The 15,107-nt window shown below is 71.4% G+C and carries 15 protein-coding genes; 11 read left to right on the top strand and 4 right to left on the bottom strand.

Annotation, left to right across the window (positions count from 1 at the left end; all coding sequences use genetic code 11):
• Positions 1-78 precede the first annotated feature (78 nt).
• The gene (locus tag ABIE67_RS29255; protein WP_370263893.1) at positions 79-1,809 is read right to left on the bottom strand and encodes a hypothetical protein; all 1,731 of its coding nucleotides are present in this window, start codon (positions 1,807-1,809) and stop codon (positions 79-81) included.
• Positions 1,810-1,860: 51 nt separating this feature from the next.
• A complete protein-coding gene (locus ABIE67_RS29250) occupies positions 1,861-2,559 on the bottom strand; it encodes a PH domain-containing protein (protein ID WP_370263891.1) in 699 nt (232 codons plus the stop codon).
• 107 nt (positions 2,560-2,666) lie between these two features.
• Here ABIE67_RS29250 and deoC point away from each other — a divergent pair, with 107 nt between their 5' ends.
• From deoC to ABIE67_RS29225, 5 genes are all read left to right on the top strand, one after another.
• Positions 2,667-3,635, top strand: coding sequence for a deoxyribose-phosphate aldolase (gene deoC / locus ABIE67_RS29245; protein WP_370263888.1), 969 nt, complete (start codon positions 2,667-2,669; stop codon positions 3,633-3,635).
• Positions 3,636-3,640: 5 nt separating this feature from the next.
• Complete coding sequence (locus ABIE67_RS29240; RefSeq protein ID WP_370263881.1) at positions 3,641-5,098, top strand: aldehyde dehydrogenase family protein; 1,458 nt, start codon at positions 3,641-3,643, stop codon at positions 5,096-5,098.
• Complete coding sequence (locus ABIE67_RS29235; protein ID WP_370263876.1) at positions 5,099-6,016, top strand: aldehyde dehydrogenase family protein; 918 nt, start codon at positions 5,099-5,101, stop codon at positions 6,014-6,016.
• A 193-nt stretch (positions 6,017-6,209) separates the two neighbouring features.
• Entirely contained in the window at positions 6,210-6,845 is a 636-nt protein-coding gene (locus ABIE67_RS29230; RefSeq protein ID WP_370263873.1) for a uridine kinase, read from the top strand.
• Positions 6,846-6,906: 61 nt separating this feature from the next.
• Complete coding sequence (locus ABIE67_RS29225; protein ID WP_370263867.1) at positions 6,907-7,257, top strand: DUF6281 family protein; 351 nt, start codon at positions 6,907-6,909, stop codon at positions 7,255-7,257.
• A gap of 198 nt (positions 7,258-7,455) precedes the next feature.
• Here ABIE67_RS29225 and ABIE67_RS29220 read toward each other — a convergent pair whose 3' ends face one another.
• A complete protein-coding gene (locus ABIE67_RS29220) occupies positions 7,456-8,226 on the bottom strand; it encodes a SigE family RNA polymerase sigma factor (protein WP_370263865.1) in 771 nt (256 codons plus the stop codon).
• A 266-nt stretch (positions 8,227-8,492) separates the two neighbouring features.
• On the opposite strand from ABIE67_RS29220, the gene afsQ1 reads away from it, so the two are divergent.
• The 5 genes from afsQ1 (at position 8,493) to ABIE67_RS29195 (ending at position 12,599) form a co-directional block, all read left to right on the top strand.
• A complete protein-coding gene (gene afsQ1 / locus ABIE67_RS29215; protein ID WP_062722075.1) occupies positions 8,493-9,170 on the top strand; it encodes a two-component system response regulator AfsQ1 in 678 nt (225 codons plus the stop codon).
• Positions 9,167-10,726 carry an ATP-binding protein gene (locus ABIE67_RS29210; RefSeq protein WP_370263856.1) on the top strand — a complete coding sequence of 520 codons (1,560 nt, stop codon included), beginning with the start codon at positions 9,167-9,169 and terminating at the stop codon, positions 10,724-10,726. Before afsQ1 ends, ABIE67_RS29210 begins: the two co-directional genes overlap by 4 nt.
• Positions 10,726-11,331: a hypothetical protein gene (locus tag ABIE67_RS29205; RefSeq protein ID WP_370263853.1), complete on the top strand. Its 606-nt coding sequence runs from the start codon at positions 10,726-10,728 to the stop codon at positions 11,329-11,331. Before ABIE67_RS29210 ends, ABIE67_RS29205 begins: the two co-directional genes overlap by 1 nt.
• A 405-nt stretch (positions 11,332-11,736) precedes the next feature.
• Entirely contained in the window at positions 11,737-12,288 is a 552-nt protein-coding gene (locus ABIE67_RS29200; RefSeq protein WP_370263851.1) for a VanZ family protein, read from the top strand.
• 104 nt (positions 12,289-12,392) lie between these two features.
• Positions 12,393-12,599, top strand: a complete 207-nt coding sequence (locus tag ABIE67_RS29195; protein ID WP_234768642.1) for a PspC domain-containing protein — start codon at positions 12,393-12,395, stop codon at positions 12,597-12,599.
• A 201-nt stretch (positions 12,600-12,800) separates the two neighbouring features.
• Here the strand turns inward: ABIE67_RS29195 and ABIE67_RS29190 are convergent, their stop codons facing one another.
• Positions 12,801-14,075, bottom strand: coding sequence for an MFS transporter (locus tag ABIE67_RS29190; RefSeq protein WP_370263847.1), 1,275 nt, complete (start codon positions 14,073-14,075; stop codon positions 12,801-12,803).
• A gap of 63 nt (positions 14,076-14,138) precedes the next feature.
• On the opposite strand from ABIE67_RS29190, the gene ABIE67_RS29185 reads away from it, so the two are divergent.
• Positions 14,139-15,092: a LysR substrate-binding domain-containing protein gene (locus ABIE67_RS29185; protein WP_370263842.1), complete on the top strand. Its 954-nt coding sequence runs from the start codon at positions 14,139-14,141 to the stop codon at positions 15,090-15,092.
• The last annotated feature ends 15 nt before the right edge of the window (positions 15,093-15,107 follow it).

Raw genomic sequence — 15,107 nt, 5'->3', positions numbered from 1 at the left:
GCCCTACCGTCCCGGCACGACGTCGGCCCGGCCCGCAAGCACGGCCGGACCGACCCGCCCTGATGCCGGTCCGAGCGGTCACACCCACAGCAGCGCGGCCGTCCACCCCAGCGCGACGAGCACCGCGAGCGGCCACAGCGGGCGTCCGCGCTGCCGCTCGTCGCTCACGCCGACCGGCCGTGCGGCGGGGTCCTGCCACATCGCCGTGATCTCGGCGGCGGTCCGGTCGTAGGGATGGACCAGGCCCGCCCGGCGCTCCAGCCCCCGCCAGCGGAGTGTGTCCACGGTCCACGCCCCGAACGCGGTCCGGCGACTGTCGATCTTCAGCTCGGCGCCCTTGGACTCGACGATCCGTACGGCGTCCCATGCGATGTGCCGGGTTCCGCGCAGCCCGTTGAACCACAGCCCCTCGCGGTCGGCGGTGACGCGCCAGGCGAGTTGGCGCGGTACCAGCAGGGCGACGGCGAGTCCCAGGAGTGCACCGGGGACGTAGCGCCACAGCCCGCTCTGGTCCACGAAGAGGACGTACGTCCACACCGCTCCCAGCGCCACCGTGAGCCAGTCGGGCCACCCGGCCCGCCACCGCCGCACCTCCACGGCCCCCTGCCCGCGCAGCCGCCCGGCGAAGTCCTCGGCGACGGCCCGCCGTCGCTCCTCGTCCGCCACCGCCCGCTTCTCAGCGGCGAGCCGACGCCGTACGGCACCCTCGGAGAACGGCCGTACGGGCCCGGCGGACCGCTCCACGACCGGCTCCCCGCCGGGCTCCTCGGCAGCGCTGACGAGCAGCACCTCGGCGCCGTCGTAGGGCAGCCCGTACAGGACGGCCTCCCGCAGGGGCCCGGGCCGACCGGCGTCGAGGCGGTCGAGGAACTGCTGGAACTCCTCGTCGTCGTCTTCGTCCCGGTCATCGCGTTCGCCTCGGTCTTCGCCCCGTTCTTCGTCGCCGTCCTCGTCGTCCCGCCCCTCGCGGTCCTCCCCGTCGCCCTGGTCCTCGGCCCCGTCCTCGTCGTCGAGTTCGGACGTGGCGACGGTGAACAGCGGCCGCACCGCCGCCATGTCGTCGGCGGCGTAAACCTCGGCGTCCACGTCGGCGTTCTCCCGCATCAGCACCCGCAGTACCGGCACGGGTCGCCGGCGCAACGAGGCGGCCCGCCACCGGCCGAGCGCGGCGGACAGCAGCAGGGTGACGCCGAGCCCGACCACGAACCAGCCGAACGCCGGGGCGGCCTGCCGGTCCTCGGCGAGCTCCCAGTCCCCTGCGGTGGCGACCAGGGCGGCGCCGGTCACGAGCGCGACGCCACCGACCCAGGCGAGGAACCTTCCACGGTCGAGGGGCGCGCCGTCATCCGGCAGGGTTCCGGTCCCACCCCCTGCCGCCGCCCGGGCCGCCGCCCGCTGCCGGCCTCGCGCGACGAGGCGCACCATGGCGGCCACCCAGAGCAGCGCGAGGGCGAGCACGACGGCCAGGCCCACCGCCCACGGCAGGGTGGACCACCGAAGCAGCACCACACCGAGGAGGGCAGGCGCCGACAGCCGTACGATCTCGGGCCGTACCACCACCCACACGACCTGAAGGGCGAGGCAGGCGGCCGCCCACCCGCGCAGCCCGCCGAACAGCACCAGGCCACCGGCCAGCACAGCGGCCGCCGGCACGACGGCCACGACGGCGGACACCCGCAACCGCACCGGGACCCACCCAGGAGGCAGGGCGCCGATCCAGCGTCGAGCCTGCTCACCGTCCCAGGGAAGGCAGCCGTCGGGTATGGCGGAGGCGGGCAGCGGCAGGGGGTGCCGTGGGTTCGTACTCATCGCTTTCCAGACACTCGGACCACGCGTGTGGTTGTGGTCCTCGGCTCGGAATCAGGTCGCCACCAGCAGAATCACCAGCAACACGGCCCCCGCGATCGCCGGCCCCGCCACCTCATAGGCCCACCGCACGGTCACCTCGCCCTGCGCGGACTCCGCGTTCTCCCGGTGCTCCAGCAGTTCCCGCAGGTCGTCCATGACCTTGTCGGTCTCGGCCCGCATCGGACCGTCCGCGTCGGCCTCGCCGCGCCCCCCCAACCCGAGCCCGCCGACCCCCAGGCCGTCGCCTCCGCGCCCCCCGCGCTCACCCCGCGCGGCCGCGCTCCTGTCCGCCGCCGCCCGGGCCGTGCGTCGCGCCGCCTTCTTGCGGGCCCGCAGCGAGACGGGGACCGCCCAGAGCTGGAACTTGGTGCCGGACTTGGCGACGACCTCGTTCGAATAGCCGGACCGCAGTGCGGCGATCTGTCCCCAGGGGAGCACGATGACGCGGAGCGGGTTGCGGATACGCAGCCGGTCCTCGTTGGCGTAGACGGCGGGCCGGAGTGTGAACGCGGACACCAGCGGCAGGATGAGGATCAGCGCCGCGAGCGCGAGCCACTGCGTGCGCCCCGACCCCCGCACCAGCGCGTCGACGCACAGCCAGAGCACGATGGCCAGCAGCGCGACACCGCCGACGATGCCCATGGGCGAGCGGTAGACCCGGTCCTTCGACACGGGGTCCGGGGTGGGGGGCTGGTGCTCCGGGGTCGTCATGGCCCCGATTGTGCCCGACGCCTCGAACGGCGCTCATACGCACCACCCCCGCACAAGATGAGCAGCCGGGCCTGTACAGCCGCTACGCGCGTAGATATGCTCGTCTGGTGACCATGCCCACCAATGCATCTGCCGCAGCTCACGCCCTCACGGACGTCACCGCGTCCGACAGCACGCTGCGCCGCTTCCTCCACGGGCTGCCCGGCGTCGACGCGGTCGGCCTGGAGGGGCGTGCCGCGTCCCTCGGTACCCGTTCCATCAAGACGACCGCCAAGGCGTACGCCATCGACCTCGCCATCTCGATGGTCGACCTGACGACGCTGGAAGGCGCGGACACCCCGGGCAAGGTCCGGGCGCTCGGCGTCAAGGCGGTCCACCCCGATCCCACCGACCGGACGACCCCGGCGACCGCGGCCGTCTGCGTCTACCCCGACATGGTGGCCACCGCCAAGGAGGCCGTCGCCGGGTCGACCGTGAAGGTCGCCTCGGTCGCCACCGCCTTCCCGGCGGGCCGCGCCGCGCTCACCGTCAAGCTGGCAGACGTGCGCGAGGCCGTGGCGGCGGGCGCCGACGAGATCGACATGGTCATCGACCGCGGGGCGTTCCTCGCGGGCAACTACATGAAGGTGTACGACGAGATCGTCGCCGTGAAGGAGGCCTGCGGGACCAGCGCCCGCCTCAAGGTCATCTTCGAGACCGGCGAGCTGTCGACGTACGACAACATCCGGCGGGCGAGCTGGCTCGGCATGCTGGCGGGCGCCGACTTCATCAAGACGTCCACCGGCAAGGTCGCCGTGAACGCCACGCCCGCGAACACCCTCCTTATGCTGGAAGCGGTACGCGACTTCCGTGCCCAGACCGGCATCCAGGTCGGCGTGAAGCCGGCCGGCGGCATCAGGACGACCAAGGACGCCGTGAAGTTCCTCGTCCTGGTCAACGAGACCGCCGGCGAGGACTGGCTGGACAACCACTGGTTCCGCTTCGGCGCCTCCTCGCTCCTGAACGACCTGCTGATGCAGCGTCAGAAGCTGGCCACCGGCCGCTACTCCGGCCCCGACTACGTGACGGTGGACTGATCACCATGGCATCGGTATTCGAATACGCACCGGCCCCCGAGTCCCGCTCGATCGTCGACATCGCGCCGTCGTACGGCCTGTTCATCGACGGCGAGTTCGTGGAGGCGGCGGAAGGCAAGGTCTTCAAGACCGTCTCCCCCTCCACCGAGGAGGTCCTCGCCGAGATCGCCCAGGCCGGCGAGGCGGACGTGGACCGCGCCGTGAAGGCCGCCCGCAAGGCGTTCGAGAAGTGGTCGGCGCTGCCCGGCTCGGAGCGCGCGAAGTACCTGTTCCGCATCGCCCGGATCATCCAGGAGCGGGCCCGTGAGCTCGCCGTCCTGGAAACCCTGGACAACGGCAAGCCGATCAAGGAGACCCGCGACGCCGACCTCCCGCTGGTCGCCGCGCACTTCTTCTACTACGCGGGCTGGGCCGACAAGCTGGAGCACGCCGGCTTCGGGCGGAACCCGAAGCCCCTCGGCGTGGCCGGCCAGGTCATCCCCTGGAACTTCCCGCTGCTGATGCTGGCCTGGAAGATCGCCCCGGCCCTCGCGACCGGCAACACGGTGGTGCTCAAGCCCGCCGAGACAACCCCCCTGTCGGCCCTGTTCTTCGCGGACATCTGCCGTCAGGCGGGCCTGCCCAAGGGCGTCGTCAACATCCTCCCCGGCTACGGCGACACGGGCGCCGCGATCGTCGCGCACCCGGACGTGGACAAGGTCGCCTTCACCGGCTCCACCGCGGTCGGCAAGGAGATCGCGCGGACCGTCGCCGGCACCCGCAAGAAGGTCACCCTGGAGCTGGGCGGCAAGGGCGCCAACATCGTCTTCGACGACGCCCCGATCGACCAGGCGGTCGAGGGGATCGTCAACGGGATCTTCTTCAACCAGGGCCAGGTCTGTTGCGCCGGCAGCCGGCTCCTCGTCCAGGAGTCGATCCAGGAGGAGCTGCTGGAGTCGCTCAAGCGCCGCCTGTCGACGCTCCGCCTCGGCGACCCGCTGGACAAGAACACGGACATCGGCGCGATCAACTCCGAGGAGCAGCTCACCCGCATCACCTCGCTCGTCGAGCAGGGCGAGGCGGAGGGCGCCGAGCGCTGGTCCCCGGCGTGCGAGATCCCGACCGCCGGCTACTGGTTCGCTCCGACGCTCTTCACGAACGTCACCCAGGCGCACACCGTCGCCCGCGACGAGATCTTCGGCCCGGTCCTGTCGGTCCTCACCTTCCGCACGCCGGACGAGGCCGTCGCCAAGGCCAACAACACCGCGTACGGCCTGTCGGCGGGCATCTGGACGGAGAAGGGTTCGCGCATCCTCGCGGTGGCGAACAAGCTCCGCGCGGGCGTCGTCTGGTCCAACACGTTCAACAAGTTCGACCCGACCTCGCCGTTCGGCGGCTACAAGGAGTCGGGCTTCGGCCGCGAGGGCGGTCGCCACGGCCTGGAGGCGTACCTCGCCCCGTCGAGCCCGGAGGGCGAGCGATAAATGAGCACAGTGGACAAGAACGGCAAGACCGAGCGCGCCGAGCGGCTCTCCGTCTTCAAGACCTACAAGCTGTACGTCGGCGGGAAGTTCCCGCGTTCCGAGAGCGGCCGGGTGTACGAGGTGGCGGACTCCAAGGGCAACTGGCTGGCCAACGTACCCCTGTCGTCCCGCAAGGACGCCCGTGACGCGGTCGTGGCCGCCCGCAAGGCGTTCGGGTCATGGTCCGGCGCGACGGCGTACAACCGCGGCCAGATCCTCTACCGCATCGCCGAGATGCTGGAGGGCCGCCGCGAGCAGTACGTCCGTGAAGTGGCGGACGCGGAGGGCCTGTCGAAGTCGAAGGCGGCCGCCGTGGTCGACGCCACGATCGACCGCTGGGTCTGGTACGCGGGCTGGACCGACAAGATCGCCCAGGTGGTCGGCGGCGGGAACCCGGTCGCGGGCCCGTACTTCAACCTCTCCTCCCCCGAGCCCACGGGCGTGGTGGCCGTCCTGGCCCCGCAGGAGTCGTCCTTCCTGGGCCTGGTCTCGGTGCTGGCCCCGGTGATCGCCACGGGCAACACGGCGATCGTGGTCGCCTCCGAGAGGTCCCCGCTGCCCGCCCTCTCCCTCGGCGAGGTCCTGGCCACCTCCGACCTGCCCGGCGGTGTGGTCAACGTCCTGTCCGGCCGTACGGCGGAGATCACCACGCCGCTGGCCGCGCACCAGGACGTCAACGCGATCGACCTGGCCGGCGCCGACGACGTACTGGCGAAGGAACTGGAGATCGCCGCGGCGGACAACCTGAAGCGCGTCCTGCGTCCACAGCCTGTGGATTATTCGGCGGCTCCCGGCATCGACCGCATGACGGCGTTCCTGGAAACCAAGACGGTCTGGCACCCGACGGGCTCACTGGGCGCGTCCGGCTCGTCGTACTGACACCGCCCCACAGACCAGAGGGCCGTGCCTCCTCTCCGTCCGGAGGAGACACGGCCCTCTACCTCTGCCGCGCGCCGCAGTTCCGTCACGAGCACGCTCAAGCTCGCGTCATGGCGGTCAGAATGTGACGCACCTTTCAATCTCCGTCCACCGGGTCGTTCCCGGGCCGGGCCATGCCTCAGACTGGTGTCCCGTGAGTTCCCATCCGTCCATACCGACGCGAGTCGTGCTGCTCTGCGGCCCCTCCGGCTCCGGCAAGTCCCTTCTCGCCGCCCGTTCCGGTCTTCCGGTCCTGCGGCTCGACGACTTCTACAAAGAGGGAGAGGACCCGACCCTGCCGCAGGTCCCCGGGAGCGCCGACATCGACTGGGACCACCCCGACTCGTGGGACGCCGACACGGCCATGGCGGCCATCGCGGAGCTGTGCCGCACGGGCCGTACGAACGTCCCGCTGTACGACATCTCGCTCAGCGCCCGCACCGGCGAGGAGACCGTCGAGATCGGGCGGACGCCGCTGTTCATCGCGGAGGGCGTCTTCGCGGCCGAGATCGTCGCGCGCTGCCGGGAGCTCGGCGTGCTGGCCGACGCGCTGTGTCTGAGCCGCGGCCCGGTGACGACCTTCCGCCGCCGCTTCCTGCGCGACCTGAAGGAGGGCCGCAAGTCGGTGCCGTTCCTCCTCCGCCGCGGCTGGCGCCTGATGCGCCTGGAGCGCTCGATCGTCGCCCACCAGACATCCCTGGGCGCCCACGCCTGCGACCGCGACGAGGCCCTCGGCCGCCTCACCGCGGCCGCCGCGGGCCGCTGCCCGGCGGCGACGCCGGCCGGCTGAACGAAGCGGGCGCCTCCCGCGTCGTAGGACCGTCCGCACGGTCCCCGCGGGAAGGAACCCGATGACGACTGCCCCACGAGCCGGCCGCCGCCTGATCATGACGTCCCTGCTCCTCGCGGCGGCCGTCGGCTGTGCGGAGACGAGCGGTACGGGCGGTGCGGCCGAGGCGTTGTGTGCGTACCTGGTGACCTACGACAGCCGCACCTATCTGGACGTCGCGAACGTCGAGTTCACCGTCGGCGAGAAGCTGGGCACCGCCACGGTCCCGGCGTGCGACGACACGCCGAACGACCCGGGGGACGCCGTTCCCGAGCGCGGGATCACCGCGTACGCGGTCGAGGGGATGGACCCGGCCGTCGGCATCGCCGTGGGCGACACGCCCGCCGAAGCGACCCTCATGAAGGTCCGCTGACCACACAGCGAAGCGGGACTGGACGGACCCCCCGGCCCTCCAGCCCCGCTGCCGTTGCGCTCCACCGCTTCCCCCGTGGTGGAGCACCCCCCCCCCGTTTCCCCGTTGGTCCCCCGTGGGCCCCCCGGCCCCCGTGGGTCCCCCCACCTCTTACCGCTCCCCCGTTGCATCCCCCCGGATGCGGTCCCCCCCCGACCTTCAGGCGACGAGCTCCCCGAAGGCGTCCTCCTCGTCACGGCCGAAGCTGAGGACCTCGTCCTCGCGCAGCCGGCGGAGCGACCGCCAGATGCTGGACTTCACCGTGCCGACACTGATGTCGAGGATCTCCGCGATCTCCGGGTCGGTGCGGCCCTCGTAGTACCGGAGGACCAGCATCGTGCGTTGGAGTTCGGGAAGGCGGGCGAGCGCCTGCCACAGGACCGCGCGAAGCTCCGTGCCGCGCATCGCGTCCGTGTCGCCGGGCGTCTCCGGCAGTTCCTCGGTCGGGTATTCGTTCAGCTTGCGGCGGCGCCACGCGCTGATGTGCAGGTTCGTCATGGTCCGCCGCAGGTAGCCACCCACCGCGGCCTTGTCGCTGATCCGGTCCCATGCCTTGTACGTCGAGAACAGCGCGCTCTGCAGCAGGTCCTCGGCCTCGAAGCGGTCACCGGTCAGGTGGTAGGCGGTTGCGTACAGGGAGGCGCGGCGCTCCTGGACGTAGGCGGTGAACTCCGCCTCCGACAGCGAGCGACGCCGCTCCCCCGAGTCCTCCCTGTACGCGGCTCCCCCGACCGTACCCATAGCGGCTACCGCCGCGGGCTCCCCCGTGAAACCGTCAACCACCGTCATGTACGCGGTGTGCTGACGCCCGGCGCCGCGAGCGCACCCCCGCCCGCTCACGGCACCGGACTTCTCCGAACCCCGGCCCCCGTTCACGTCGTGCAGACGCGTGATCACTGCGCTGTTGCTGGTGCCGTGCAGCGTGTTCATCTCGCGCCCCCCGTCGTGGACTTCCGGTGTTCTGCTCGTTCGTCTTGCTGTGGTGCGACTTGCTGTCCTGCCTGTGCCGAAAAGCTTGCCGGGGCACTTTCATGGACGTGTCCGCCGACTGTCACAGAGCTGTCACAGGGGCCTGTGTCGTAGGCCGCCCCCAGGCGCGCGACAGCCCGCACACAGTCATGAGCGCTACGTGCGCGTATCCGTACAGCTCGTACAGGTGTCGAAAGACCAGCCCCGCATGGGCCAGAATGACCCCCGTGCCTTCCCTGTTGCTGATCGAGGACGACGACGCCATCCGTACGGCCCTGGAGCTCTCACTGACGCGCCAGGGACACCGCGTGGCCACCGCTGCCACGGGCGAGGACGGCCTGAAACTGCTGCGTGAACAGCGGCCGGACCTGATCGTGCTGGACGTGATGCTGCCCGGCATCGACGGGTTCGAGGTGTGCCGGCGCATCCGGCGCACGGACCAGCTGCCGATCATTCTGCTGACCGCGCGCAGCGACGACATCGACGTCGTGGTCGGACTGGAGTCCGGCGCCGACGACTACGTCGTCAAACCCGTGCAGGGGCGTGTCCTCGACGCCCGGATCCGGGCCGTGCTGCGGCGCGGCGAACGCGAGTCGAACGACGCGGCGAGCTTCGGCAGCCTGGTCATCGACCGTGCGGCGATGACCGTGACGAAGAACGGCGAGGACCTCCAGCTCACCCCGACCGAGCTGCGCCTCCTGCTCGAGCTGAGCCGCCGGCCGGGTCAGGCCCTGTCCCGCCAGCAACTCCTGCGCCTCGTCTGGGAGCACGACTACCTCGGCGACTCACGCCTGGTCGACGCCTGCGTCCAGCGCCTGCGCGCCAAGGTCGAGGACGTCCCGTCGTCCCCCACCCTCATCCGTACCGTCCGGGGTGTCGGCTACCGCCTGGACGCGCCTCAGTGACCAAGGCGCAAGGGGGGTTCCGCGGCTGGGTCGCGGCTCGTAAGGGAGCGTGGTCACGGCTGCGCTTCACCAGTCTTCGGCTGCGCCTGGTCGTCGTCTTCGGCCTGGTGGCGCTCACGGCCGCCGTGTCCGCGTCCGGGATCGCCTACTGGCTCAACCGCGAGGCGGTCCTCACCCGCACCCAGGACGCGGTGCTGCGCGACTTCGAGCAGGAGATGCAGAACCGCGCCGGCCTGCTGCCCGAGGAGCCGACCCAGGACGAGCTGCAGCACACCGCCGGCCAGATGGCCAACAGCAGCCAGCGCTTCAGCGTGCTCCTCGTCGCCCAGGACGCCGAGGGCAAGCCCGCCTACGGCAGTTCCGGCGGCCTGGACGGCTTCACCCTCGCGGACGTGCCCCGGTCCCTGCGCACGGCCGTGAACGAGAAACAGGAGGTCAACTCCTCCAACAAGGCCGAGTACCACCTGTACTGGCAGCGGATGGTGGAGGACGACACCCCGTACCTGATCGCCGGCACGAAGGTGATCGGCGGCGGTCCGACCGGCTACATGATGAAGTCCCTGGAGCAGGAGGCCAAGGACCTCAACTCCCTCTCGTGGTCCCTCGGCATCGCCACGGGCCTCGCCCTGATCGGCTCCGCGCTGCTCGCGCAGGCAGCCGCCACCACCGTACTGAAGCCCGTGCAGCGGCTCGGAGTCGCCGCACGCCGCCTCGGCGAGGGCAAGCTGGACACCCGCCTGAGGGTCTCCGGCACGGACGAACTGGCCGACCTCTCCCGGACCTTCAACAACGCCGCCGAGGCGCTGGAGAAGCGCGTCGCCGACATGGCCTCACGCGACGAGGCGTCCCGGCGCTTCGTGGCCGACATGTCCCACGAACTCCGCACCCCCCTCACCGCGATCACCGCCGTCACCGAGGTCCTGGAGGAGGAGCTGGAGGCGGACTCCGGATCCATGGACCCCATGATCGAACCCGCCGTACGCCTCGTCGTCAGCGAGACCCGCCGGCTCAACGACCTGGTCGAGAACCTGATGGAGGTCACCCGCTTCGACGCGGGCACCGCACGCCTCGTCCTCGACCACGTCGACGTCGTCGACCAGATCACCGCCTGCATCGACGCCCGGGCCTGGCTGGACGCGGTGGAACTGAACGCCGAGCGCGGGATCATGGCCCGCCTGGACCCCCGCCGCCTGGACGTCATCCTGGCCAACCTCATCGGCAACGCGCTCAAGCACGGCGGCTCACCGGTCCGCGTCTCGGTCCGGGAAGCGGACGACTCGGTGACGATCCAGGTCCAGGACCACGGCCCCGGCATCCCCGAGGACGTACTCCCGCACGTCTTCGACCGCTTCTACAAGGCCAGCGCCTCCCGCCCCCGATCCGAGGGCAGCGGCCTCGGCCTGTCCATCGCCCTGGAGAACGCCCACATCCACGGCGGCGAGATCACCGCCGCCAACTCCCCCGAGGGAGGCGCGGTCTTCACCCTGCGCCTGCCCCAGGACGCCTCGGAGCTGGCGGAGCAGACCAACGGCCAGGGCAAGAAGGGGGACGCCTGATGAACCCACGCGGCCTGCTGGCGCTCACCCTGACGGGCGCCGCGCTCCTCACCGGATGCGGCATCCGGTCCACCGAAGTACCGACCAACTTCGGCCCCGCCCCCTCACGCGTGCACTGCTCCCTCTCCGAGCCGAACATCTCGACACAGGCCACCCGCGGCCTCCCCGTCCAGGTCTTCCTCCTGTGCGGCTCCCAACTCGTCGCGGTCGACCGCACCGTACGCGTTCCCGAGGGCACCGCCGACTCGGCCCGCCGCGTCCTCGTGGCCCAGGGCCTCCTCGACGAACTGGAGGCCACTCCCTCCACCGCCGAGAAAGAAGCCGGCTACACCACAGACGTCCGAGGCGCCATGAGCGTGACCGGCCCCCACCGCGCCGACCCCGACGAGACCCTCCGCCTGAGCACACCCCCCAACGACCTCACGTCATACGCCCTCGCCCAGATCGTCTGCACCTTCTCGGACTCAACGGCCGCCGAGGGCGACGGCTCGGTCATCCTCGGCGGCCCGACCAACACCCCCCCACGCCGCTACGAGTGCACAGACGAGGTCCGCACCAGACCAGGCAGCAACGAGCCCCCGTCCACGGACGTATCGGACGGCTGAACCCCCCCCCCCCCCCACAAGCCCGCAGCCGCCCACGGCGGCAAGGGGACGCGTCGAGGGGTGTCCGCCCGCAGAGTCCGGTGTCAAGAAACGGCACCTCCCGCGCAAGGCCCACCACCGGACCGAGGACGGACACCCCCCCCGACGCGTCCCCGACCCACAACGAACCCGCACGCGCTACACGCACCCCCACCGGACACCAACAGGCCGCCGCAGACCCCTCAGGAGCGCGGGGCTGTGTCGAATGTGCGGCTACCGCCGCGTGGGCGCGACCAGCCCCCACCCACCGCAACAGGCCGCCGCAGGCACCCCCCACCCAACCGCCGCAGGCACCTGTGGCAGACGCCTCACTCCAGTAAGCCCCCTCCCGGAACCGATCCTGCCGGGGGGCGCGTCTAGGGGGGCGTGCAGCGTCAAGGCTCCATCGGCGGCAGCGCCGCGATCCGCATCCGTGCGACGGGAGGCGTCCTCCTGGTCGCGCACCTCGCGTTCGTCGCCTGGCTCACGCTGCGCCCCCTGGACGTCCCCTGGGTGATGCCGCCCAACCTGCAGCCCTTCGCCGGCATCAGAGCCGACCTGGCGCTGAGCTGGCAGGAGGCCGCCCGGCACATCGTGGAGGGGCTCGCGCTGCTCGCACCGCTAGGCGTGCTGATCCCGATGGCGCACGGCAGAATCAACGCCTCCCCACTCGGCTCCCTGGTCCGCACGGTCGCCGCCGGCGCCCTGATCTCACTGGGCATCGAGCTGCTGCAGACCGGCGTACCGGGCCAGATCGTCGACGTCGACTCTCTGCTGCTGAACACCGTGGGCGTGGGCCTGGCGCACGCCACCGTCGTCCCGGCCACCCGCGCCTGGCTCCGCCGCAGGTCCGAGCGCACACACCGGACGACCGTCCCCCAGGATGAGCTCCCTCAGGGTCGTACCCCGACGATTCCCAGGGTCGGCATAGCCCCATAGAGTGACGCTTTGCCCGGTTCGTCGCCGTAGCGTGGATGTCAGTTGAGGAAACCCCTCACGAGGCCCCACAAGGGGCCGACCGACGCTCGCGAAGGAGCCGCATGATGACCGCGCTCGCCCGACCCACCCACGGCCGCATGATCGGCGGAGTGTGCGCCGCGCTGGCACGGCGCTTCGGCACCTCCGCGACGACCATGCGCGTGATCTTCCTGATCTCCTGCCTGCTCCCGGGTCCGCAATTCCTCCTCTACATAGCCCTCTGGATCCTGCTGCCCTCGGAGGACAAGGCAAAGACACGCGCAGCCTGGTAACCCACGAGATCCTGGTAACCAACGAGATCCAGTGCGCCCCGCCATCCCCCCGGCGGGGCGCACTGCTGTACAGGCCCCCGCCCCCTCAGCCTCAGACCAGCTGCTTCACTGACATGAGCAGATGCCGATGCGACGGCCGGCCACCACCAGCCACGACCGGCCACGAAGAGCCACAACCGGTCACAGCGGGCCCCGACCGGCTCAGGCAGCCGTAGCCAACTGCCGCCGCTGCAGCCGCGCCGCCCGCGTCCCGAAGACCGTGATCGTCACGACACCGAGGACCGCCAGCAGGCCGACCCCGACGGTCCCGGCCCAGCCGCCCGCGTGGAAGGCGATCGCGCCGACCGTGCTGCCCGCGCTGGAGCCGATGTAGTAGGCGGACTGGTACAGCGCCGAGGCCTGGGCGCGGCCCTGTGTGGCCGTCTTGCTGACCGCCGAGGACGCCACGGCGTGCCCCGCGAAGAAGCCGCCGGTGATCAGGACCAGGCCGAGCAGGACCAGCGGGAGGGAACCCGCCAGGGAGAGCAGCAGACCCGCGGCCGTGGTCCCGCCCGCCGCGTACAGCGCGCCCCGGCGGCCCAGACGGCCCACCAGGCGCCCAGCGGTCGATGCGGACACCGTGCCGACCAGGTACACCAGGAAGATCGAGCCGATGATGCCCTGCGGCAGCGAGAACGGCGCCTCCGTCAGGCGGTAGCCGATCACCGTGTACACGCCGCCGAAGATCGTCATGAACAGGGCGCCGATGGCGTAGAGGCGGCACAGCAGCGGGTTGGCGAGGTGGTCACGCACCGTGCGCGCGAGCACCCGCGGCCGCAGCGAGCCCGGCTTGAAGTGGCGCGGTGCCGGGAGCAGCAGCCGGAAGGCCACGGCGCACGCGACCGCGATCACGCCGATCACCCCGATGGCGACCCGCCAGCCCCACTCCTGGGCGACCCAGCCGGTGATGACCCGGCCGCTCATACCGCCGACGCTGTTGCCCGCGACGAACAGGCCGATGGCCGTGACCAGCGCCTTCGGCCGGACCTCCTCGGCCAGGTAGGCCGTCGCCGATGCCGGCAGACCGGCCAGCGCGGCTCCCTGAACGGCCCGCAACACGACCAGGGCGGTCAGGTTCGGGGCGAAGGGCACCAGCAGCCCGACGGTCACCGCGACCGCCAGCGAGGCGGTCATGACCGTACGGCGTCCGAACCGCTCCGACAGCGCGCTCATGGGGAGCACGAACAGCGCCAGACCGCCCGTCGCGGCCGCCACCGTCCAGCTCGCCTCACTCGCCGCCACCCCGAACTCACCGGAGATCAGCGGCAGGAGGGCCTGCGTGGAGTAGAGGAGCGCGAAGGTCGCGACGCCGGCGAGGAAGAGGGCGAAGCTCATCCGGCGGTAGCCGGGGCCGCCCGGGGCCATACGGGAGTCGACGACAGGGACTACGGGTGCGGCGCCCACGGTGGTGGACGCCCCGGTACTGGCGGGAGACATGCTTCGAAGCTACGTACGCCCCCACCGTTCCGTCCAATGCATGGATTGGCCATAATCGTTCCCATGATGCATCAGTACAGCTCACAGCCTCGCCTGTCACCATCCAGTGACACAGAAGACATGGCGATGTTGCTCGCCCCACGCCTCGCCCACTTCGCCGGCGTGGCCCGCACCGAGCACGTCACCCGGGCCGCGCAGGAGATGCGGGTCCCGCAGTCCACGCTCTCGCGGGCCATGGTCCGACTGGAACAGGACCTGGGCGTCGACCTGTTCGCCCGCCACGGCCGTACGGTCTCCCTCACCCACGCCGGCCGCACCTTCCTCACCTCGGTCGAGCGCGCCCTCGCCGAGATCGCGCGCGCCGCCGACGAGGTCCGCGCCGACGCCGACCCGGCCACCGGCAAGGTCGCCTTCGGCTTCCTGCACACCATGGGCGCGGAAACGGTCCCCGGTCTCCTGCACGCCTTCCGCGCCGACCACCCCCGCGTCCGCTTCAGCCTGGTCCAGAACTACGGCGAGGCCATGATCGAACGCCTCCGGGCGGGCGAACTCGACCTGTGCCTGACGTCCCCCGTCCCGGACGCCCCCGACCTGGTCGCCCGCCGCCTGGACGAACAGAAACTCCGCCTGGTCGTCCCCGCCGACCACCGCCTGGCCGCCCGCAAACGCATCCGCCTGGCGGAAGCCTCCGACGAGACCTTCGTAACCCTGGAGCCCGGCTACGGCCTACGCCGCATCACCGACGACCTCTGCCAGGAGGCCGGCTTCAAACCCCGCATCGCCTTCGAGGGCGAGGAGGCGGAGACGCTGCGCGGGCTGGTGGCAGCGGGCCTGGGAGTCGCCCTCCTGCCCCCACCGGCCGTCCCCCGCCCGGGGGTCGCGGAACTGACGGTCACAGCCCCGAGAGCGGCACGGGAAATCGGCGTGGCATGGATGGCCGACCGCCCGGACACACCGCCGGTGGCGGCCTTCAAGCGCTTCTTGCTGTCGAGAAGGGGCAACTTGCTGCCCACCTAGCGGCAGCGCCCCAGG

The sequence above is a fragment of the Streptomyces sp. V4I8 genome (genome assembly GCF_041261225.1).
GTDB lineage: Bacteria > Actinomycetota > Actinomycetes > Streptomycetales > Streptomycetaceae > Streptomyces.
Note: the sequence above shows the minus strand (reverse complement) of the source record. Positions and strands in the feature narration are given on the sequence as shown.

Bases quoted from the DNA above. Each gene is read 5' to 3' on its own strand.
- ABIE67_RS29255 (WP_370263893.1), bottom strand. From the start codon at position 1,809: ATGAGTACGAACCCACGGCACCCCCTGCCGCTGCCCGCCTCCGCCATA.
- ABIE67_RS29250 (WP_370263891.1), bottom strand. From the start codon at position 2,559: ATGACGACCCCGGAGCACCAGCCCCCCACCCCGGACCCCGTGTCGAAG.
- ABIE67_RS29240 (WP_370263881.1), top strand. From the start codon at position 3,641: ATGGCATCGGTATTCGAATACGCACCGGCCCCCGAGTCCCGCTCGATC.
- ABIE67_RS29235 (WP_370263876.1), top strand. From the start codon at position 5,099: ATGAGCACAGTGGACAAGAACGGCAAGACCGAGCGCGCCGAGCGGCTC.
- ABIE67_RS29225 (WP_370263867.1), top strand. From the start codon at position 6,907: ATGACGACTGCCCCACGAGCCGGCCGCCGCCTGATCATGACGTCCCTG.
- ABIE67_RS29220 (WP_370263865.1), bottom strand. From the start codon at position 8,226: ATGAACACGCTGCACGGCACCAGCAACAGCGCAGTGATCACGCGTCTG.
- ABIE67_RS29205 (WP_370263853.1), top strand. From the start codon at position 10,726: ATGAACCCACGCGGCCTGCTGGCGCTCACCCTGACGGGCGCCGCGCTC.
- ABIE67_RS29195 (WP_234768642.1), top strand. From the start codon at position 12,393: ATGACCGCGCTCGCCCGACCCACCCACGGCCGCATGATCGGCGGAGTG.
- ABIE67_RS29190 (WP_370263847.1), bottom strand. From the start codon at position 14,075: ATGTCTCCCGCCAGTACCGGGGCGTCCACCACCGTGGGCGCCGCACCC.
- ABIE67_RS29185 (WP_370263842.1), top strand. From the start codon at position 14,139: ATGATGCATCAGTACAGCTCACAGCCTCGCCTGTCACCATCCAGTGAC.